Here is a 19,494-nt window from a genome sequence, read left to right as displayed (position 1 = left end):
ACAATGACGCGCCATGCGCGGACGACTTTCCACGGTGCTGACGGCGGCTCTCACCGCGTCGGTGATCCTGCAGCCCACGGCCACCGCATCGGCACCCGTCCTGCCGCTCGGCGGTGCGCAGGCCCAGGCCACGACCCCTTCCTCCGAGGACGAAGCCATCGACTTCCACCGCTGGAACCGCGCCCGCGACTTCGCCGCGGGTGAACGCGACGGTGTCCGCCCCGGCGCCGAGGGCCTGCGCATCAGCGAGCCCGCGGGCACCGAGAACGGCTACGAGTACGGCACCTGGACGTCGCCGCTGCACGAACCGGGATTCGACGCCACGGAGCTGATCGCGTCCTGGAACGCACGGACGCCACAGGGCACGTGGCTGAAGGTGCAGGCACAGGCACGTACCGCGAGCGGCGCCGAGACGTCCTGGTACACGCTCGGCAAGTGGGCCTACGGGGACGGCGACATCGAACGCACCAGCGTCACCGGGCAGTCCGACGAGCACGCCGCCGTCTACACGGACACGCTGTCGGCGGCCGACGGCGTGGCCTTCCGCGGCTACCGGCTGCGCGTCACCCTGTACCGCGCCGAGGGCTCCGGCGCCTCGCCGGTCGTCACGCAGGCCGGCGCCATGACCTCCGACGTGCCGGACCGGTTCGAGCCGCAGTTGACGGAGCCCGGCGAGGCCGCGGGCATCGAGCTGGACGTGCCCACGTACGCGCAGAACGTCCACCGCGGCAATTACCCCGAGTACGGCGGTGGCGGCCAGGCGTGGTGCAGTCCGACGTCGACGACGATGGTCGCCGAGTACTGGGGCGCGAAGCCGACCGACCAGCAGTTGTCGTGGTTGCCCGCCGACTACCCGGACAAGAGCGTCGCGCACGCTGCGCGCCACACGTACGACTACGCGTACGAGGGCACCGGCAACTGGCCGTTCAACACCGCCTACGCCTCCCAGTACGGGCTGAACGGCCACATCACGCGGCTGCATTCGCTCGCCGAACTGGAGGGCTACATCGCCCGTGGTATCCCGGTGATCACGTCGCAGTCGTTCCTCGAGTCCGAACTCGACGGTGCGGGCTACGGCACGGCGGGACACCTCATGGTGGTCATCGGGTTCACCGACGACGGCGACGTGATCGCGAACGACCCCGCCTCGGCGTCCAACGACGAGGTGCGCCGGGTCTACGATCGGGAGCAGTTCGAAACGATCTGGCAGCGCACCAAGCGCTACGACGCCGACGGCGAGGTCGCGAGCGGCAGCGGCGGCGTCGCGTACATCATCGAGGGCTGAGCGATCCTGTTTTCCGGAGAACCGATCTTCCACGACGACGACTACCCGGAGGACCCGTATCCGGGTGCCCGGCCGTCGCGGTCGTACGTCCACCACGAGGGCGCGGGGTACGTACTGTCGGCCGAGGTGCTCGCAGCGGCGCGTGCGGACCCGGAGCGCATCCCGGTGCTGGCGTACGGCTCGAACGTGTGCCCCTCGAAGATCACGTGGCTGCGGGAGACGCTGGGCCTGTCCGGACCGGTGATCGCCGCCCGCGCGGAATGCCGCGACCTGGCGGCCGTGTGGGCGGCGGCGCTGCGCCCGAGGGACGACCAGCGGCCTGCGACGCTCGCGTCGGCACCGGGTGTCACGGAGTGGCACGCCGTGTGGTTCGCGACGCCGGAGCAGGTCGACGCGCTCGACGTCTGCGAGGCTCGGGGCAAGGCCTACGAGCTGGCGCGTCTCCACAGTGGACGGATCACGCTCGAGGACGGGTCCGCGCTGGACGAGGTGTACGCCTACGTCGGCCTCGACGGCGGCAACATGCCGCTGCTGGTCCACGGCGACCCCGTGCGTACGGCCGACCTCGACCAGTACGGCGCCGCCCGGTTGACCGGCGAGGCGGCCGGCACGCACGGACTCGACGTGACCGTCGTCCCGGAGGGTGCGCCCGTCAGCCGATGAGCTTGCCGGGGTTGAGGATCCCGGTCGGGTCGACGGCCCGTTTCGCGGCGGCGAGGACGTCGTCGCCGAGCTGCCCGATCTCCGCCGTCAGGTACGGCGCGTGGTCCATGCCGACGGCGTGGTGGTGCGAGATCGTCCCCACCCGGTCGGCGGAGATCGCCTCGCAGGCCGCGGCCTTCGCCCGTTCCCACTGACCGATCGGGTCCTGCGGATCGCGCGGCGTCAGCACCGTGAAGTAGAGCGACGCGCCCGTTTCGTACGCGTGCGACACGTGACACATGATCAGCGGGTGGCCGAGCTCCCTGCGCAGCGCGGTGCGGACCCGGTCGTAGAGCGTGCCGAGCTTGGACCAGTGCGTCGCGGTTTCGAGCGTTTCCACGCACACGCCCGCGTCGAGCAGTGCGTCCCGCTGCCGCGGCCCGCCGAACCGTCCCCTCAGCCACGCCCGCGAGGGCGCCGACGTGAGCCATATCGCGCCACCGGAGCGCAGCAGGCGCATCGCACTCTTGCGGCGGTCCGCCGAGTCGCCGTGCCAGCTCAGCACCAGCAGGCACGGCTCGTCGACTCCGCGGGCGCCCAGGTAGCGGCGCAGCACGCTCGTCTTCCACGTGCCCGCCAGCTGCAACTGCACCTGCGTCTCGTCCACATCGGACAGGCGGGTGATGTCGGCCAGCAGCCCCTGTTGCGCCAACTGCCGCACGAGCCCGCTGCCGCGTTCCCAGCCGTCGACGGCGAACGCCTCGAAGTGCTCGTTCTCGGGCAGCGGCCGCACGCGGACCGCGACCTCGGTGATGACGCCGAGCGTGCCCTCGCTGCCGATCGCGAGCTGCCGCAGATCGGGGCCCGCGGCCGAGGCGGGCGCCACACCGAGTTCCCACTCACCGCGCGGTGTCGCGAGCCGCACCCCGGTGACCATGTCCTCGAAACGCCCGTAGCCCGACGAGGCCTGCCCGGCCGAACGCGTGGCCGCGAACCCGCCGATGGTGGCGCGTTCGAACGACTGCGGGACGTGACCGAGGGTGAATCCGTGCGCGGACAGCATCCGCTCGGCGTCCGGCGCCCGCACACCGGCCTGGAGCACGGCGGTGCGTGAGATCGGGTCGACCGACACGAGGCGGTTCAGCCGCTCGAGGTCCAGCACGATCACGGCCTGCTTGTCGCCCTTGAACGCGGTGACACCGCCGACGACGGACGTGCCGCCACCGAACGGCACGACGCCGACGTCGTTCTCGACGCACACGTCGAGCACCTGCTGCACCTGTAGCGGACTCCCCGGCAGCACGACGGCGTCGGGCGTCGGGATGCCCGAGGTGGGATGCCTGCGCCGGAGCAGGTCCAGGTACGACAGCCCGCCGCTGCGTTCCAGCCGCTCGCGGGGCTCCTCGAGGACGTTGCCCGCTCCGACGATGCCGGTGAGCGCCGACCGCGCCTTCTCCGGGAGCTGCGACGCGGGCGTCGCGATGGCGGAGTCGGGCGCCACCGGGTCGTTGGGCGTGGTGTCGCCGATGCGGCTCCGCAACCAGCGGAGCTCCTTGGCCGTGAGGTGGGCGGCGTCGGCACCGTCGGGCGTCCAGGCACCGCGCAGGCGGTGGTCAATGCTGTCGGTCACGACTAGAGTGTGACACATGAAGCCGGAATGTCACACCCGCGGCGGTGGCCGTGTCTCCGACGACGCGCTGCTCGACGCCGCGAAGGAATGCGTCCTCGCCGACGGTGTCCGGCGCACCACGCTCACCGGCATCGCCCAGGCCGCGGGCGTGTCGCGGATGACGGTCTACCGGCGTCACCCCGACGTCGGCAGCATCCTCGCAGCGCTCATGACCAGGGAATTCACCGCGCTGCTGCACGGCGTCGCCGACGAGATTCCCGGAGGCGGCACCGCGCGGTCGCGTCTCGTCGACCACGCCGTCGCGAGCGTCGGGAGACTCGGCACCGATCCACTGCTGCGCACCGTGCTGGACCTGGACGCCGAACTGCTCCTGCCGTACGTCACCGAACGCCTCGGCGCGACGCAGCGCCTCGCCGAGGAGGGCCTGCGCGCGTTCGTCGCCGAGGGCCACGCCGACGGCTCGGTGCGGCCCGGCGACACGGCCGCCCAGTCCCGTGCCCTGTTGCTGCTGCTGCAGTCGTTCGTGCTGTCCCGCCGCCCCGCGACCGCCGGCGACGACGGCGTGCCGCCCGACGCCCTGCTCACCGAACTCGCCCACCTGCTCGAAGGAGCCCTCACACCATGATCACGGCCTCGCTGACAGCCCGCCGCCGCGCGCGGGAACTCGACGAACTCGCCTCCGGCGGGCGGGTGGACATCCTCGTCGTCGGCGGCGGCGTGACCGGTGTGGGCTGCGCACTCGACGCGGCGTCGCGCGGCCTGTCGGTCGCACTCGTGGAGGCCGACGACCTGGCGTTCGGCACCTCGCGCTGGTCGAGCAAGCTCGTGCACGGCGGGTTGCGCTACCTGGCCCACGGTGAGTTCGGCCTCGCCCACGAGAGCGCGGTCGAACGCGACGTACTGATGACCCGCACCGCGCCACACCTGACCCGGCCGATGGCGCAGGTGTTCCCCGACTACGGCGCGACGACCGGACACCTGCTCACCCGGGCCGGACTGCACGCCGGCGACGCGCTGCGCCGCGCCGCCCGCACGCCGTCGTCCCTGCTGCCCCGGCCGCGAACCGTGCCGTCGGCCGAGGCGCTCGCGCTCGCCCCAGGCCTCCGGAGCGCCGGCCTCCGGGGCGGGCTGCTGTCGTTCGACGGGGCCCTCACCGACGACGCGCGTCTCGTCGTCGCGATCGCCCGCACCGCGGCCGGCCACGGCGCGCGCATCCTCACCCGCATCTCCGCGACGGAGCTGCAGGCCGACCGCGCGGTCGTCCGCGACCGGCTCACCGGGTCCACTGTGGAACTGCAGGCGAAGCAGGTCGTCAACGCCACGGGTGTCTGGGCCGGTTCACTGGCGCCGTCGGTGCGGCTGCGCCCGTCGCGGGGCACCCACCTGGTGCTCGACGCCGAACGGACCGGGCTGGGCGAGGCATCCGTGATGGTGCCGGTTCCCGGCGAGCTGAACCGCTTCGTGTTCCTGCTCCCGCAACCCGGCGGGCGCGTGTACCTGGGCCTGACCGACGAACCGCTCGACGGTGAGCCCGAGGACGTCCCGACCGCGCCGCAGTCCGATGTGGATTTCCTGCTCGACGTCGCGTCGTCGGTGCTCGAACGCGACCTCACGCGCGCCGACGTACTGGGAGCTTTCGCGGGACTGCGGCCGTTGCTGGAGTCCGGCGGCGCCACCGCCGATCTGTCCCGCAACCACGCCGTGCTCACCGATCCGGACACCGGCGTGCTCACCGTGGTGGGCGGCAAGCTGACCACCTACCGCAGGATGGCCGAGGACGCCGTCGACGCGGCGGTGCGGGCGACGGGTCTGTCCGCGCGACGGTCGAGGACGAGCAGACTGCCGCTGTTCGGGGCGGCGAGCCGCGAGCAGTTGTCCGCTGTGGACGCACCGGCACGGCTGATCGCCAAGTACGGCACCGAAGCGCCGCGCGTCGCCGCGCTCGGCGAGGTCGACCCGGAACTCGCCGAGCCGGTCTTCGACGGCACCGACGTCACTGCCGCCGAAGTCGTGTGGGCCGCGCGGCACGAGGGCGCACTCGACGCCGACGACGTGCTGCATCGGCGCACCCGCCTCGGCCTGGTACCCGCCGAGGCCGAGGCCGCCCGCCCCCGCGTCGCCGAGCTGGTCGCCCGCACCACCGAAGGCCTCCGCACCCTCACCTGACCGTGCCCCGCGTGCCCCCAAGGGCAGCCGTGCCCGCGAGGGGAAGGAACGTCGCACTGAATGCAACCAAAGTGCCCTTGGGGGCGCGCGGGAAGGGACATCGGACACAACGAGGGCCGCCGTCCGGGTTCACCGGCGGCGGCCCTCGTGTGCGAACCGCGAGTCAGCGCTGTCGTACTCAGCGCTCGGAGAGCGGCTTGTAGTCGCGCTCCTTCGCACCCGTGTAGATCTGCCGCGGACGGCCGATCTTGGTCTCCGGGTCCTCGATCATCTCGCGCCAGTGCGCGATCCAACCGGGCAGCCGGCCCAGGGCGAACAGGACCGTGAAGAACTGCGTCGGGAAGCCCATGGCCCGGTAGATGAGGCCCGTGTAGAAGTCGACGTTCGGGTAGAGCTTGCGCTCGATGAAGTAGTCGTCCGAGAGCGCGCGCTCCTCGAGCCGCTTGGCGATGTCGAGCAGCTCGTCGTTGCCGCCGATCTTCGACAGGATCTCGTCGGCCGTCTTCTTGATGATCTTCGCGCGCGGGTCGTAGTTCTTGTAGACCCGGTGGCCGAAGCCCATCAGGCGGACGCCGGGCTCCTTGTTCTTGACCCGCTCGACGAACTTGTCGACGTTGCCGCCGTCGGCCTTGATCCCCTCGAGCATGTCGAGCACGGCACTGTTCGCGCCGCCGTGCAGCGGGCCGAACAGCGCCATGACACCGGCCGAGATGCTGGCGAACAGGTTGGCCTCGGACGAGCCCACCAGCCGCACGGTCGACGTGGAGCAGTTCTGCTCGTGGTCGGCGTGCAGGATGAACAGCTGGTCGAGGGCCTTCGCCATCACCGGGTCGATCTCGTACGGCTCGGCGGGCAGGCCGAACGTCATGCGGAGGAAGTTCTCCACGAGACCCAGCGAGTTGTCCGGGTACAGGAACGGCTGGCCGATCGACTTCTTGTAGGCGTAGGCGGCGATCGTGGGGACCTTCGCCAGCAGCCGGACGGTCGACAGGTCGACGTTGGACTTGTCGAACGGGTCGAGCGCGTCCTGGTAGAAGGTCGACAGAGCCGAGACGGCACTCGAGAGCACCGGCATCGGGTGCGCGTCCCGCGGGAAACCGTCGAAGAAGCGCTTCAGGTCCTCGTGCAGCAGCGTGTGCCGGTTGATCTTCGAGGTGAAGTCCTCCAGCTGCTGCTTGTTCGGCAGCTCGCCGTGAATCAGCAGGTAAGACACCTCGACGAACGTCGAGCGTTCGGCCAGCTGTTCGATGGGATAACCCCGATAGCGCAGGATCCCCGCTTCACCGTCGATATAGGTGATGGCGGAAGACGCGGCCCCGGTGTTGACGAAACCCGGGTCGTAGGTGATGTAGCCGGTCTGGGCCAGCAGCTTCCCGAGCTGGATGCCGGGGGCGCCGTCAACAGGGCGGACAACGTTGAAGTCGTGCTCGCCATCGGGCAGGCGGAGCACGGCCTTCTCGCCCTCGGACTGCGCCGCAGTCGCGTCGGACATGCACATGCCTCTCACGGTCACACGGGCCGGCCGGTGGCGACCGCATGTTCTGCTGGTCACCGCGTGTACGCGACAGGCCCTTCAGCCTCGTCGCACCGCCCCGCTGGGGTACGAATGCTCCCTTACGCTAGTCCAGATAAGGGCCTTTTCGCAGCCGTGGCGTTACCCACAGCGACCCGTTGCGACAAGGTTCACACGCTGGCGTTTTGACCCTCGGTTAACTCGTTCGAGGTAGGCGGTTCGGCGCCGTTGCGCGACACCGTCACACCGGCCGCTCGCGAGGCGTACGCAAGCGCTTGCTTCCAGGCGTCGGGTGTCATCGCGGCGAGATTCGTCACCCCGCGGTCGGCAAGCCACGCCAGCAGCGCCCCCTGCACGGTGTCGCCCGCGCCGATCGTGTCCGCGACCGGGACGTCTGCGGCCGGAACCTGCGCGACCTCACCGTCGGCCGTGAACACCGACAGGCCGTCGCCGCCGCGCGTCAGCACGACCGCGTCGACCCCGGCGTCGAGCCAGGTCTCCGCCGCCGATGCGGCGGATCCGCCACCGGTGAGCCACTCGGCGTCGTCGTCGGACACCTTCAGCAGCCGCACGCTCGGCAACCACGACGCGAACCGCTCCCGGTACGCGTCGCCGTCGTCGATCATGTCGGCGCGGATGTTCGGGTCCAGCGCCGTGAGCACCCCGCGGGCGGCCTCGCGGTGCAGCACGGACTCGTACGCGCTCACGCCCGGTTCCAGCACCATGCCGAGCGTGCCCAGCGACAGAATCCTGGTGTCGGCAGGCAGCGGTCCGGGGTCGGCGACGAGGCGGTCGGCCGTGCCCTCGGTGTAGAAGCTGTAGCGGGCCGCGCCCGACTCGTCCAGTGCGACGACGGCGAGCGTCGTCGGTTCCGGGCCACGTTGGAGCATCGAGGTGTCCACACCGGACGCGGCGAGCCTCGCGACGAGCGCGTCGCCGAACCGGTCCGTCGAGAGGCGTGACAACAACGCCGTCGGCACACCGAGTCTGCCCGCGGCCAGCGCGACGTTGTACGGCCCGCCGCCGAGCCTCGGCACCAGCAGGTCCGGATCGGACTCCGCGGGCACCAGGTCCACCAGCGCCTCGCCGCCGGACACGATCATCGCCGCACTCCCTTCGTCGCCACGGCCACCCGCGGCCGTTGCCTGATCACCCGTGGTCGCCGGTCGCCGTCGCGGGGTCGCCGTCGCGCTCGGCCGCCCGGGCACGCACCCCTGCTCCCGTGGGGCCGCCGTCGCCGGCGTGCCGACCGTCGCGCTGCAATCCTCCCAACAGCAGATCGGACAGTGCGGCGAAGGCGTCGGCGTCCGAGTATCCGGAGCGCGCGCGGACGGTGCCGTTCTGGATCTGCTCGATCAGCAACTCCGCGAACTCGGCGACCAGCGGACCGTGGACGTCGCGGAACAGGCCGTCGGCGATGCCCTCGGCGATGAACGCGCGGATGCGGTCGGCGGCCGCGTGGGAGTTGAACTCGTAGGTCGCGCGGGTGGGTTCGAACGTGTCGACGTCGGCGATGAATGTCTCCGACGCGCGGCCCAACTCGTCGGCGACGCCCGCCAGGTACTCCTCGATCCTCGCGCGCGCATCCGGGGCCTCGGCCAGGCGCGCCTCGATGCGCTCGGCCGCCCCGCGGAAGAAGTGGGTGACGACCGTGACGGCGAGCTGCTCCTTGCTGGAGGCGAGCGCGTACAGCGTCGACTTCGAGCAGCGGAGGCGTCCCGCCAGGTCGTCGAGGGTGTACCCGAGGAACCCGTCGGCGAGGAACAGCTCCTCCACCTCGGCGAGCAACGCCTGCTGACGGGCAGTGGCCGGGCGAGTTCGCCGCCGGGTCTGGTTCTGAGGCATACGTCGAGCTTAGGATGGTACTGAGAACGCCACCTCAGTACTGTTTTCAGTACTAAATTTTGCCCCCAAGGGCACCTTGGGGGCGTTGAACGCCCCGAATCTTCCCCTCGCGGTACTCGCACCGCGGCCGACGCGAAGGGAACTTTTGTGGCGCCGAGCGCTCCCAAGGTGCCCCTCGGGGCGAACGCAGCCAGCCGAGGAGCCATCCATGCCCGCCGAACGCCTCCTTCCCGACACCGAGTCCGCCGACCTGATCGCGCTGGCCCGCGAGATCGCCCGCGACGAGCTGGCGCCCGTCGCCGCCGAGCACGAGGAGGCCGAGCGCTTCCCCAGGGAGCAGTTCCGCCTGCTCGGCAAGTCCGGCCTGCTCGGCCTGCCGTACTCCGAACGCTGGGGCGGCGGCGACGTGCCGTACGAGACGTATCTGCAGGCGCTCGAGGAGATCGCGGCGGCGTGGATGTCGGTCGGCGTCGGACTGTCGGTGCACACGATGTCCTGTTTCGCGCTGGCCTACTACGGCACCGACGAGCAGCGTGACGAATGGCTGCCCGCAATGCTCGGCGGCGAACTGCTCGGCGCCTACGCGCTGTCCGAGACCCACGCCGGGTCCGACGCCGCGGCACTGTCCACCCGGGCACGGCGCGACGGCGACGACTACGTCGTCAACGGCACCAAGGCGTGGATCACCGCGGGCGGCCAGGCCGACTTCTACACGACGATGGTCCGCACCTCCGACGACGGCGGCAAGGGCGTCAGCTGCCTGCTCGTCGACGCCTCGACGCCCGGGCTCGACGCGGCCGCACCCGAGCGCAAGATGGGCCTGACCGGGTCGACGACGGCACAGATGATCTTCTCCGACACGCGCGTGCCCACGGCGCGGCTGATCGGCGGCGAGGGTGAGGGGCTGAAGATCGCGCTCGACTCGCTCGCGTCCGGCCGGCTCGGCATCGCGGCATGCTCGGTCGGCCTGGCACAGGCGGCACTGGACGAGGCGGTGGCGTACGCCAAGACCCGGCAGCAGTTCGGCAAGCCCATCATCGAGAACCAGGGGCTGGAGTTCCTGCTCGCCGACATGGCGGCTGCCGTCGAGACGTCCCGCGCGATGTACCTCGACGCCGCCCGTCGCCGCGACCGCGGCATGCCGTTCCAGAGGCAGGCGTCGGTGGCCAAGCTCGTCGCGACCGATTCGGCGATGAAGGTGACGACCGACGCCGTACAGGTCCTCGGCGGCGCAGGCTACACGCGCGACTTCCCCGTCGAGCGGTACATGCGCGAGGCCAAGGTGCCGCAGATTTTCGAGGGCACGAACCAGATCCAGCGCATGGTCATCGCCCGCCACCTGAAGGAGACGTAACCCCGCGCGTGTCCTGCGTTCGTACCGCCGTGTTGCGCCTTCAGGGGCCCGTGTTGCGTACCCAGGAGCCCGTGTTGCGGTTTCCGGTGCCCGTGTTGCGGTTTCCGGTGCCCGTGTTGCGTCTCCGGGGGACCGTGTTGAGGGCCTGAGCCGGAACCGGGGCCGTCCTCCTACTTACACGGGCCGGCCCCGCTGCCAGACACCGCGAATCCTCGAGGCAAGCTCCGCGACCTCGACACCCTCGCCGTCGAGCAGTACGACATCGGCGCGCATGCCGGGAGCGATGCGGCCTCGCTCGTGATCGAGCCGCAGCAGTCGGGCAGCATCGACGGTCGCCGCCTTGAGCGCGCCGACATCGCCGAGGCCGGCTTCGGCGAGTAGTCGTATCTCCTCGAGCAGGTCGACATGTGGCCGCGGAGCACGATCGAGTCGCATTCGGACGGTGTCGGTCCGATCGATCTGCCGGCACCGACGGCGCGCATCGAGCCGGAGGCGCCGACCTTGATCCAGTCCGCACCGGCCCGGACCATGCGCCGGACGGCCGCCCGCGCCGCATCCGGCCCGTCGAAGAGCGGGTCCGGAAGAGCCGGACCGGTGAGGCGATCGCGTCCACCGGCATCCGGCGCCCACTGGTCGCCGAGGCCCCCGGTCGGGGACAGTTGACGCAGAGTAAGCAGAAGATCGGGCCCGCCGATCCAATCGGCCCGCAGCGCGTGCGTCAGCAAGCCCCGGAATCCGCAACACGGACTCCTGGATCCGCAACACGGTCCCCGGAAACCGCAACACGCGCCCCTCGGAGCGCAACACGGTCCCCGGGATCCGCAACACGGTCTCGGGCGGCCGGCCGCCTGCAGCCGACCGGCCGCCGGTGAGCGTTATTCGCGGTAGCGGCGGTCGGCGACCACGCCTTCGCCCGTCGACTGGTCGAACGCGTACACGTCACGGCCGCGGACGAACACCCGCTGGGCACGGTTCATGACGTCGAGCGGGTCGCCGGACCACACGGCCACGTCGGCGTCCATGCCGGGCTTGAGCGCACCGATACGGTCGCCGAGGCCGAGCATCTCCGCCGGGTGCACCGTCAGCGCACGCAACGCCGTCTCGCGGTCCAGACCGTCCTTGACCGCCAGTGCCGCCTGGTAGACGAGGAAGTGGATCGGCACCACGGGGTGGTCGGTCGTGATCGCCAGCTTCACGCCGGCGCGGGCCATGATCCCGGCGGCGCGCATCGACCGGTTCCGCAGCTCGACCTTCGCGCGCGAGGTGAACAGCGGCCCGAGGATCACCGGGACGTCGTGTTCGGCGAGGAAGTCGGCGATCAGGTGGCCTTCGGTGCCGTGGTTGACCACCAGCTTGTAGCCGAACTCCTCGGCCAGCCGCACGGCCGTGACGATGTCGTCGGCGCGGTGGGTGTGCTGGTCCCAGTACAGCTCGCCGTCGAGGACGGCGGCCAGCGTCTCCATGGTCAGGTCGACGTCGAACGGCTTGCCCTCGGCGGCCGCGTGGTCGCGCTGGGCGACGTAGTTGCGCGCCTTGGTGAACGCCTCACGCAGGGTGGCGGCGACGCCGAGCCTGGTGGAGGGCGTCTGACTCTTCTCGCCGTACACCCGCTTCGGGTTCTCGCCCAGCGCGCTCTTGACGCTGACGTCCTCGGCGAACGTCATGTCGAGGATGGTGCGGCCCCACGTCTTCACGCCGACGGTGCGCCCGCCGATCGGGTTGCCGGAGCCGGGCTTGATGACGACGCTCGTGACGCCACCGGTGAGCGCGTCGTCGAATCCGGGCTCGTACGGGTCGATGCCGTCGAGGGCGCGGAAACGGGCGCCGTTCGGGTCGGTCATCTCGTTCGTGTCGTCACCGGACCAGCCTTCGCCGTCCTCGTGCACACCGAGGTGGGCGTGCGCGTCGATGAAGCCGGGCAGCACCCACTGCCCCGCGGCGTCGACGATCTCGGCGTCGGCAGGCACGTCGACGTCGGTTCCCACGGCGACGATCGTGCCGCCGTCCATCAGCACGGTGCCGCCGTCGACCGGGTCGCCGTCGACGGGGACCACGTATCCGTTCGTGATTGCGGTAGTCATAGTTCGTTAGGCTAACGAATCTGCGACCTGAATGCCCCACGAACCGCGCCACGTCTCGCCCGGTTCGAGTGTGATGAGGTCCGTGCCCGAGTTCAGCGCGTCCGCGGGACACGTCATCGGCTCGATCGCGATCGCCCGCCCGCGTCCCGGGAAGTCCGACGGCGTGAAGACCTGCGCCCAGCCGAAGTCCGGTCCGGACCAGATGTCCAGCACGCCGTCGTGGTGGCTCAGCCACACGTGGTGCAGGCCGTCCTCGCCGCGTTCCAACCCGGTGAACGCCGTGTCCAGGTCCAGTCCACCGACGATGCGCCCACCGCGCAGGTCGTACTCGGTGCCCTCGACGTCGCGTTCCTCGGCGAACGGCGGATTCTCGGAGTCGTCGAACGGCCGCACGCGGGTGGCGGGCAGCGTCAGGGTGAGCTCGTCGGTGGGCACGTCCCCGATGCGGAGGTACGGATGCGTCCCGACGCCGAAGCCGACCGGCTTGTCCCCCTCGTTGCTCACGGTGTGCGTGACGGTCAGCCCGCGCGGCGCGAGCTCGTAGACGACACCCGTGCGCAGCGGGACCGGCCAGCCCTTCGCGGCGCCGATGTCGCAGCCGAACGTGATCGACGACTCCGCGTGCTCGACCAGCTCCCACTCCTGGTGCCGCACCAGGCCGTGGATGGCGTTGCCGCGAGCGGGCTCGGTGACCTCGAGCTCCTGCTCCTCGCCGTCGAACGTCCACCGCGCATCCTTGGTGCGGTTCGGCCACGGCACGAGAACCTGGCCCGCACCCTTCGGCGGTGTCTCGTCCTCGGCGAACGTCTCGACGTACGGCACACCGCCGATCGTCAGCGATCGCAGTCCCGCGCCGATCTCGGTGATGACGGCGCGTGCGTTACCGCGCAGGAGTTCGAAGTGTTCCCCGGTCGGATTGGCCATGACCGCCACCGTAGTCGGCTACCGTGGTGCGGGCCGCACCACCGCCGATCCTTCGCGTGACGGCTGCCGCGAGGGGAGCATTTCGCTGCTCCCGCCCACCGGCCCGACCACCACCCCTCGACGGCACACTGACGCGTGGCTGCGTCGACTACTCCGCAGTCCGGTCCGTGGCCAGTGTGCGCATCACGAAGTGGTTGACGGCCCACAGCACGAGGCCGACGGCCAGCAGGATCGCGGCGACCACGTAGTCGCGCGCCGGACGGCCGGACAGCGGACTCGCCAGGTACAGGCAGAACACGGCGGCCAGCACCGGGACGACCGAAGGCGCGCGGAAGTGCTTGTGCGACACCGGGTCCCGACGCAGCACCAGCACGGCCACGTTGACGACGGCGAACACCACGAGCAACAGCAGCGCCGTCGTGCCACCGAGCACGTCGATGTCCACAGTGGATACCAACGCGATCGCGAGGGCGCTCGTGAACACGATCGCCACCCACGGGCTGCGGCGAGCCGGGTGCACCGTGGCGAACACCTTCGGGATGATGCGTTCGTTCGCCATGCCGTACACGAGCCGGCTGGCCATGAGCATGTTGATCAGCGCCGAGTTGACGACGGCGAACAGGCCGATCGCCGAGAAGATCTCACGCGGCATACCGGGCGCGCCGATGTCGATCACCTTCAGCAACGCGCCACTCTCGGCCGCCTCGAGCCCCTCGGCGGGCACCAGCAGCGACGACGTCACGGACACGAGGATGTAGATCGTCGCCGCGATGACCATGCCCCACAGCATCGCCTTCGGGAACACGCGCGCCGGGTCCTTCGTCTCCTCGGCCATGTTCACCGAGTCCTCGAAGCCGACCATGGAGAAGAACGCCAGCGACGTCGCGGACGTGATCGCCACGAGCATGGTCTGGTCCTGCGTGTTGAACTCGGTGAGCCTGCTCGCCTCGCCATTGCCGTTCAACACCGCCCACACGCCGACACCGATGATGATCAACAGCCCGGCGATCTCGATGCACGTGAGCACGACGTTGGTCGTGACCGATTCGCGCACGCCGCGGAAGTTGATCAGCGCGAGCACCACGACGAACGCAATGGCCATCCACGGCATCGGTGCGGCGACGAACTCGGCCAGGTACGTGTCGCCGAAGGCCACGGCCGCCGACGACGCCGACGTGATGCCCGAGCACATCACCGCGAAGGCCACTAGGAACGTCAGCATCCGGACGTTGAACGCCTTGTGGGTGTACAGCGCCGCGCCGGCCGCCCGCGGGTACTTGCCCACGAGCTCCAGGTACGAGAACGCCGTCATGAAGGCGACGGTGAACGCCAGCAGGAACGGCAGCCACAGTGCGCCGCCGACGCGCCCGGCGACCTGCCCGGTGAGGGCGTAGATGCCGGTGCCGACGATGTCGCCGACCACGAAGAACAGCAGCAGCTTCGACCCGAGGACCCGCTTCAGCGGGGGCTGCCCGGTCGGCGAGGACTCGTCCGTCACGCCCACGTTCGCCATGCGGGAAAGTGTGCCGCACGTCCCTCGGACCACGCGCGGCAGGTATCGATCAGGTTACGAATTGTCCGATACGTTCCCGCTGGTCACAGGCGCACGATAGCGCCAGAACGCCGGAATCAACAGCACCGCGACGAGCAGTCCCACGAGGACCAGCAGGCCGCCGCCCGTCGCCGCCGCCCCGGTGCCCACCCCCGCGGCGGCCCAGCCGTGCGTCAGGTCGGCCACGCGCGGCCCGCCCGCGACGACGACCGTGAACACGCCCTGTGTCCGGCCGCGCATCTCGTCGGTCGCCGCGGTCTGCAGGATCGCCATGCGGAAGATCGAACTCGCCATGTCGGCCGCCCCGGCGACCACCAGGAACAGGATCGACAGCCACAGCGCCTCCGACAGGCCGAACCCGGCGATGGCGAGGCCCCACACCGCGATCGCCACGACGACCACCACGCCGTGCCTGCTCACCCGGCTCGCCCAGCCGGACATGAGCGACAACAGCATCGCGCCGAGCGGGATCGCCGCGTACAGCCAGCCCAGCGCGAGACCGCCGCCCGCCGGGTCGCCGAACGTGCGCTCCGCCATCTCCGGGAACAACGCCCGCGGCATGCCGGCGACCATCGCGACGATGTCGACGACGAACGAGGCGAGCAGGATCTTCTGCGCCCCCAGGTAGCGGAAGCCGTCGGTGATGTCGCGCAGCCCCGCGCGGCGCACCCGGCCGTCCTGCGGCGGCAGCACCGGCAGTCGCCACACCGCCCACACGACGACGAACAGCGCCACCGTGTCGACGAGGTACAGGGTGGACAACCCGACGATGGGCAACAGCGCTCCCGCGGCGAGCGGACCGAACACGGCACCGAACGTGGTCATCGTGCCGGTGAGCGCCGACGCGGACGGCAGCAGCTCCGTCGGCACGAGCCGCGCCACGACGGCGTTGCGCGTGGGCATGTTGACGGCGAAGAACGCCTGGTTGACGGCGAGCAGGCTGAGCACGACCCACACGGAGCCGACGTCGAAGTAGGCCTGCGCCCACAGCAGGCACGCCGTCACGGCAATGCCGGTGTTGGTGACGAGCAGGAGTTTGCGGCGGTCGACGGTGTCGGCGATCGCGCCGCCCCAGATGCCGAAGATCAGCAGCGGGACGAGGCCGAACACGCCGGTCAGTCCGACGTAGGCCGACGAGCCGGTGATGTCGAAGACCTGCTTCGGCACGGCCACGGCCGTCAGCTGACTGCCGATGGCGGTGACCAGCGACGACACCCACAGCCTGCGGAACGCCGGGATCTTCAGCGGGCGCCTGTCGATGACGATCGAACCGAGGCGTTTCCTCGCCGTCGGAGGCTTGTCGTCGGTCCGGTCACTCACAACTCGTTAGCGTACGACAACTAACTAGTTGTGGCCGATGGTGCCGCTCACTCCGAGGGAAGCCCGCTCCGGCACGATTCGACGACACGGGCAGGCGCGGGCGGACCGTTCAGTCGTCGCCGGTCGCGGAGTCGGTGGCCGAGCCGGACGCGGAAGCCGTGACGGCGCGAGCGGCACGGTTGGCGGCCGAGACCGCGTAGCCGATGTGGCCGAGCTGGACGACCTGGCAGATCCCGGGCACGATCATCCCGAGCGGGATCGGCAGGTCCGTGGCGAGCAGCACGACCAGGCCGAGGGCGCCGAGCCCCGCCCCGACGTAGCCGACCTGCAACGCCGTCCTCGCTGCGGGCAGTGCCGCCTCGTGTCCCGCGCGCCAGGCCTCGACCGAGGCCTGTGTCGCGCGGGTGCGGATCCCGGTTCCGGTGTTGGGTTCCAGGCCGCCGCCTGCTGCCGATTGGGCCGACTTGAACACCGCCACGCCGCACGCCAACAGGCTCACGATCACCGCGATCACCCCGGGCAGCGCTTCCATCAGTGCTCACCCTCCCGGTCGAACCCGCCTGCCAGGGACCGTAACCACCGACTCGGGGCGGCCGAAACGCCCCCAAGGGCACTTTGGTTGCACTGAGTGCGACGAACCTCCCCCTCACTCCGAACGTCGAGGGCGCCACGGCGTCAGGGGGCGATGCGGTGCACGCGCCAGTCGTCGTCGGTGCGGACGAAGCGCAGGCGGTCGTGGAGGCGGTCCTTGCGGCCCTGCCAGAACTCGGCACTCACCGGACGTACGCGCCAGCCTCCCCAGTGCGGCGGCACGGGGATCTCGTCGACGTCGGCGAACCGCCGCTCGACCGCCGTCAGGTGGTTGTCCAGTGCCTCCCTGCTGTCGACACGCGTCGACTGGGGCGAGGCCCACGCCCCGAGCTGCGAACCGCGCGGCCTGCCGCGCCAGTACGCCGCCGTCTCCTCGGCGCTGACCTTCTCCACCTCGCCACGCACGGTCACCTGCCGCTGCAGCGGATACCAGGGGAACGTCACCGAGGCGAAGCGCGTCGACGTCAGGTCGTGGCTCTTGGCCGAGGTGTAGTTCGTGTAGAACACGATGCCGCGCTCGTCCAGGCCCTTGCACAGCACCGTCCGCGACGACGGCATCCCGTCGGCGTCGGCGGTCGCGAGGACCATCGCGTTCGGTTCCGGCAGCCCCGCGTCGACGGCGACGTCCAGCCACCGTTGCAGTTGTTCGTGCCAGGTCGGCGCGAGCGAGTCCTCGTCGAGCGTCTCCGCCTCGTACGAGACACGCATGTCCGGCAACCGCACCGCCGCACCGCCGATGTCGTCCAGCTCCGCCATGCCAACCTCCCGCGAACGCAGACCGTGTCCTTCGAAGGTGCCCCGAACGTGACCGAACCGCACCGTAGAGAAGTGACGTTAGGGCCTGGAGCCACCCGCGCGAAACCGTCCGGCCGGTGACCACCGCCACGGCCACACGATCACGCGAGCGGCCGCGGGCTCGGCGCGTGCCGCCGGTCACCCGGCGTGACGCACCGCTTCGGCAAGCTCCCGTTCGGCGGTGACCGCGTCCTCGGCCAGCACCGTCGCGAGCCCGCCGCCCGTGGGCAACGGCGTCAGCGACCACCACTGCCCCGACGCGGGTGCGACGGTGTCGGCGTCCCCGCCCACGAGCACCTCGGTCCCGAGTACCCGCCGTCCTGCGAGATACGCCGGGCTGGCGTCGAGCAGCGCGTCGCCGATGGTCAGTTCCTGCCGCAGCACCGCCGTCTCACCGCGGGTGACGTGCATCGCCGTCGTGAGGTCACCGGGCCGTTCGCCGTCCCTGCCGAGCACGAGCACCTCACGGGTACGCAGGGACGCGCCGGTGTCGAGTTCCGCGGTCAACAGCGCGTGGTGGCGGGCGCGAGCCGTGACGACCGTCGGTTCCGGCAGATGCTCGAACCGGCCGTCCGCCGCCACCTCGGCGTGCACGGCCATCGCGCTCACCCCGCCGCGTTGACCGGGCAGTGCGAGCGTGGCCGCCACGCCGGACAGCCGCAGGTGCGCCCCCGGGCCGACCCGTACGTGCAGCGCGAGCTCGTCCCCGCCGAGCGGCGCGGTCGCCGAGTTCACCAGGTGGACCAGGGCCACGTCGCCCGCGGTGCGCTGCGGCAACAACGTCAGCGGCGCCATCGACCGCAGCCGCCGCAGCACGGTGCGCCCCGTGGCGGGATCGAACTCGGCCTCCAGCTCCGCCGTCGCCTTCACGGCCGCTCCGTCATCCGTCGCACGCCCCCAAGGGCACCTTGGTCGCACTCAACGCGACCGTCGTTCCCCTCGCACCCGTTCCCCACGCGTCCGTTCCCGTCATGTCGGGGCACCGGGTGCGCACCACGATCGGTGTGACGACGAAGACCCCGCCACCCGGTCATCGGCAGCCACCCCGCCGTCAGCACCGCTCCGCCTCCGGCTTCGTCACGCCGCCCCAACCGGCAGCAGCGACCGCACCCAGTCGGACACCGCAGGGGCGTCCGGCGTGTTCACGAGCGACTGCGTGATCACGGGAAGTTCGCCGCGCATCCGGTGCGCATCCGAGGTCATCACGTCCATGTCCGCGCCGACGAGATGGGCGATGTCCACCTTGTTGATCACCAGCAGGTCGGCCGTCGTCACGCCGGGCCCGCCCTTGCGCGGAACCTTGTCCCCACCCGCGACGTCGACGACGAACACCTGGCTGTCGACGAGCCCGCGGCTGAACACGGCGGTGAGGTTGTCGCCGCCGCTCTCGATGATCACCAGGTCGAGGCCGGGGAACCGCTCCTCGAGTTCGTCGACCGCGTCGAGGTTGGCGGTGATGTCGTCGCGGATCGCCGTGTGCGGACACGCACCGGTCTGGACCGCCTCGATCCGCGAAGGGTCGAGCACACCCGCCTTGCGGAGGAAGTCGGCGTCCTCTGTGGTGTAGATGTCGTTGGTGACCACGGCGAGGTTCAGTTCCCCGCCGAGCGCGCGGCACAGCGCCGCCGTCAGCGCGGTCTTGCCGCTGCCCACCGGCCCGCCGATGCCGATGCGGTAGGCACGCCCGGCCTCCGGCGCGGCCTCGAACGGATCGGGCTCGGCGGCCGTCGGGTCGAAGTTCACCGGGTGCACGTGGCCGTGCCCATGGCCGTGACCGTCGTGCTCGTGGTGTTCGT

The 19,494-nt window shown here is 70.8% G+C and carries 18 protein-coding genes; 5 read left to right on the top strand and 13 right to left on the bottom strand.

Features of this window, described 5'->3' with window-relative positions; translation table 11 throughout:
- The first annotated feature begins 13 nt into the window (after window positions 1–13).
- Window positions 14–1,285: a C39 family peptidase gene (locus LY13_RS03965; protein ID WP_253826741.1), complete on the top strand. Its 1,272-nt coding sequence runs from the start codon at window positions 14–16 to the stop codon at window positions 1,283–1,285.
- A 126-nt stretch (window positions 1,286–1,411) separates the two neighbouring features.
- Window positions 1,412–1,948 carry a gamma-glutamylcyclotransferase gene (locus tag LY13_RS03960; RefSeq protein WP_253826740.1) on the top strand — a complete coding sequence of 179 codons (537 nt, stop codon included), beginning with the start codon at window positions 1,412–1,414 and terminating at the stop codon, window positions 1,946–1,948.
- Here the strand turns inward: LY13_RS03960 and LY13_RS03955 are convergent.
- On the bottom strand, window positions 1,938–3,557 hold the full coding sequence (locus tag LY13_RS03955; RefSeq protein WP_253826739.1) for an FAD-binding oxidoreductase: 1,620 nt from the start codon (window positions 3,555–3,557) through the stop codon (window positions 1,938–1,940). The genes LY13_RS03960 and LY13_RS03955 overlap by 11 nt on opposite strands.
- A 16-nt stretch (window positions 3,558–3,573) precedes the next feature.
- On the opposite strand from LY13_RS03955, the gene LY13_RS03950 reads away from it, so the two are divergent.
- On the top strand, window positions 3,574–4,182 hold the full coding sequence (locus LY13_RS03950; protein WP_253826738.1) for a TetR/AcrR family transcriptional regulator: 609 nt from the start codon (window positions 3,574–3,576) through the stop codon (window positions 4,180–4,182).
- Window positions 4,179–5,723, top strand: coding sequence for a glycerol-3-phosphate dehydrogenase/oxidase (locus LY13_RS03945; RefSeq protein WP_253826737.1), 1,545 nt, complete (start codon window positions 4,179–4,181; stop codon window positions 5,721–5,723). The genes LY13_RS03950 and LY13_RS03945 overlap by 4 nt, the downstream gene beginning before the upstream one ends.
- A 178-nt stretch (window positions 5,724–5,901) precedes the next feature.
- Here the strand turns inward: LY13_RS03945 and LY13_RS03940 are convergent, their stop codons facing one another.
- The 3 genes from LY13_RS03940 to LY13_RS03930 form a co-directional block, all read right to left on the bottom strand.
- Window positions 5,902–7,215: a citrate synthase gene (locus LY13_RS03940; protein WP_253826736.1), complete on the bottom strand. Its 1,314-nt coding sequence runs from the start codon at window positions 7,213–7,215 to the stop codon at window positions 5,902–5,904.
- Window positions 7,216–7,406: 191 nt separating this feature from the next.
- Window positions 7,407–8,339 (bottom strand): carbohydrate kinase family protein, encoded by a 933-nt coding sequence (locus LY13_RS03935; protein WP_253826735.1) that lies wholly within the window; start codon window positions 8,337–8,339, stop codon window positions 7,407–7,409.
- A gap of 46 nt (window positions 8,340–8,385) precedes the next feature.
- On the bottom strand, window positions 8,386–9,081 hold the full coding sequence (locus LY13_RS03930; RefSeq protein ID WP_253826734.1) for a TetR/AcrR family transcriptional regulator: 696 nt from the start codon (window positions 9,079–9,081) through the stop codon (window positions 8,386–8,388).
- 208 nt (window positions 9,082–9,289) lie between these two features.
- Here LY13_RS03930 and LY13_RS03925 point away from each other — a divergent pair, with 208 nt between their 5' ends.
- On the top strand, window positions 9,290–10,435 hold the full coding sequence (locus tag LY13_RS03925; protein ID WP_253826733.1) for an acyl-CoA dehydrogenase family protein: 1,146 nt from the start codon (window positions 9,290–9,292) through the stop codon (window positions 10,433–10,435).
- 174 nt (window positions 10,436–10,609) lie between these two features.
- Here the strand turns inward: LY13_RS03925 and LY13_RS03920 are convergent, their stop codons facing one another.
- The 9 genes from LY13_RS03920 to ureG all read right to left on the bottom strand — a co-directional run bounded on the left by LY13_RS03920 (window position 10,610) and on the right by ureG (window position 19,450).
- Window positions 10,610–10,870, bottom strand: a complete 261-nt coding sequence (locus tag LY13_RS03920; protein WP_253826732.1) for an amidohydrolase family protein — start codon at window positions 10,868–10,870, stop codon at window positions 10,610–10,612.
- Between the two features lie 440 nt (window positions 10,871–11,310).
- On the bottom strand, window positions 11,311–12,516 hold the full coding sequence (locus LY13_RS03915) for an amidohydrolase (RefSeq protein WP_253826731.1): 1,206 nt from the start codon (window positions 12,514–12,516) through the stop codon (window positions 11,311–11,313).
- 6 nt (window positions 12,517–12,522) lie between these two features.
- On the bottom strand, window positions 12,523–13,440 hold the full coding sequence (locus LY13_RS03910; RefSeq protein WP_253826730.1) for an aldose 1-epimerase family protein: 918 nt from the start codon (window positions 13,438–13,440) through the stop codon (window positions 12,523–12,525).
- Between the two features lie 148 nt (window positions 13,441–13,588).
- Window positions 13,589–14,953 carry an APC family permease gene (locus LY13_RS03905; RefSeq protein WP_253826729.1) on the bottom strand — a complete coding sequence of 455 codons (1,365 nt, stop codon included), beginning with the start codon at window positions 14,951–14,953 and terminating at the stop codon, window positions 13,589–13,591.
- Between the two features lie 54 nt (window positions 14,954–15,007).
- Window positions 15,008–16,312 (bottom strand): MFS transporter, encoded by a 1,305-nt coding sequence (locus LY13_RS03900; RefSeq protein WP_253826728.1) that lies wholly within the window; start codon window positions 16,310–16,312, stop codon window positions 15,008–15,010.
- A 109-nt stretch (window positions 16,313–16,421) separates the two neighbouring features.
- Entirely contained in the window at window positions 16,422–16,844 is a 423-nt protein-coding gene (locus tag LY13_RS03895; RefSeq protein WP_253826727.1) for an SdpI family protein, read from the bottom strand.
- 143 nt (window positions 16,845–16,987) lie between these two features.
- Window positions 16,988–17,659, bottom strand: coding sequence for a pyridoxamine 5'-phosphate oxidase (pdxH, locus tag LY13_RS03890; protein WP_253826726.1), 672 nt, complete (start codon window positions 17,657–17,659; stop codon window positions 16,988–16,990).
- Window positions 17,660–17,836: 177 nt separating this feature from the next.
- Window positions 17,837–18,568, bottom strand: coding sequence for an urease accessory protein UreD (locus tag LY13_RS03885; protein ID WP_253826725.1), 732 nt, complete (start codon window positions 18,566–18,568; stop codon window positions 17,837–17,839).
- A 207-nt stretch (window positions 18,569–18,775) separates the two neighbouring features.
- Window positions 18,776–19,450: an urease accessory protein UreG gene (gene ureG, locus LY13_RS03880; protein ID WP_253826803.1), complete on the bottom strand. Its 675-nt coding sequence runs from the start codon at window positions 19,448–19,450 to the stop codon at window positions 18,776–18,778.
- Window positions 19,451–19,494: the final 44 nt, after the last annotated feature.

It is taken from the genome of Prauserella aidingensis, assembly GCF_024171865.1.
GTDB classification, from domain to species: Bacteria; Actinomycetota; Actinomycetes; order Mycobacteriales; family Pseudonocardiaceae; genus Prauserella; species Prauserella aidingensis.
This window is presented reverse-complemented; position numbering and strand designations above follow the sequence as displayed.

Excerpts from the sequence above, each read along its gene's own strand:
- LY13_RS03965 (WP_253826741.1), top strand. The coding sequence starts at position 14 with ATGCGCGGACGACTTTCCACGGTGCTGACGGCGGCTCTCACCGCGTCG.
- LY13_RS03950 (WP_253826738.1), top strand. The coding sequence starts at position 3,574 with ATGAAGCCGGAATGTCACACCCGCGGCGGTGGCCGTGTCTCCGACGAC.
- LY13_RS03945 (WP_253826737.1), top strand. The coding sequence starts at position 4,179 with ATGATCACGGCCTCGCTGACAGCCCGCCGCCGCGCGCGGGAACTCGAC.
- LY13_RS03940 (WP_253826736.1), bottom strand. The coding sequence starts at position 7,215 with ATGTCCGACGCGACTGCGGCGCAGTCCGAGGGCGAGAAGGCCGTGCTC.
- LY13_RS03935 (WP_253826735.1), bottom strand. The coding sequence starts at position 8,339 with ATGATCGTGTCCGGCGGCGAGGCGCTGGTGGACCTGGTGCCCGCGGAG.
- LY13_RS03930 (WP_253826734.1), bottom strand. The coding sequence starts at position 9,081 with ATGCCTCAGAACCAGACCCGGCGGCGAACTCGCCCGGCCACTGCCCGT.
- LY13_RS03925 (WP_253826733.1), top strand. The coding sequence starts at position 9,290 with ATGCCCGCCGAACGCCTCCTTCCCGACACCGAGTCCGCCGACCTGATC.
- LY13_RS03920 (WP_253826732.1), bottom strand. The coding sequence starts at position 10,870 with ATGCGACTCGATCGTGCTCCGCGGCCACATGTCGACCTGCTCGAGGAG.
- LY13_RS03915 (WP_253826731.1), bottom strand. The coding sequence starts at position 12,516 with ATGACTACCGCAATCACGAACGGATACGTGGTCCCCGTCGACGGCGAC.
- LY13_RS03910 (WP_253826730.1), bottom strand. The coding sequence starts at position 13,440 with ATGGCCAATCCGACCGGGGAACACTTCGAACTCCTGCGCGGTAACGCA.
- LY13_RS03905 (WP_253826729.1), bottom strand. The coding sequence starts at position 14,953 with ATGGCGAACGTGGGCGTGACGGACGAGTCCTCGCCGACCGGGCAGCCC.
- LY13_RS03895 (WP_253826727.1), bottom strand. The coding sequence starts at position 16,844 with ATGGAAGCGCTGCCCGGGGTGATCGCGGTGATCGTGAGCCTGTTGGCG.
- pdxH (WP_253826726.1), bottom strand. The coding sequence starts at position 17,659 with ATGGCGGAGCTGGACGACATCGGCGGTGCGGCGGTGCGGTTGCCGGAC.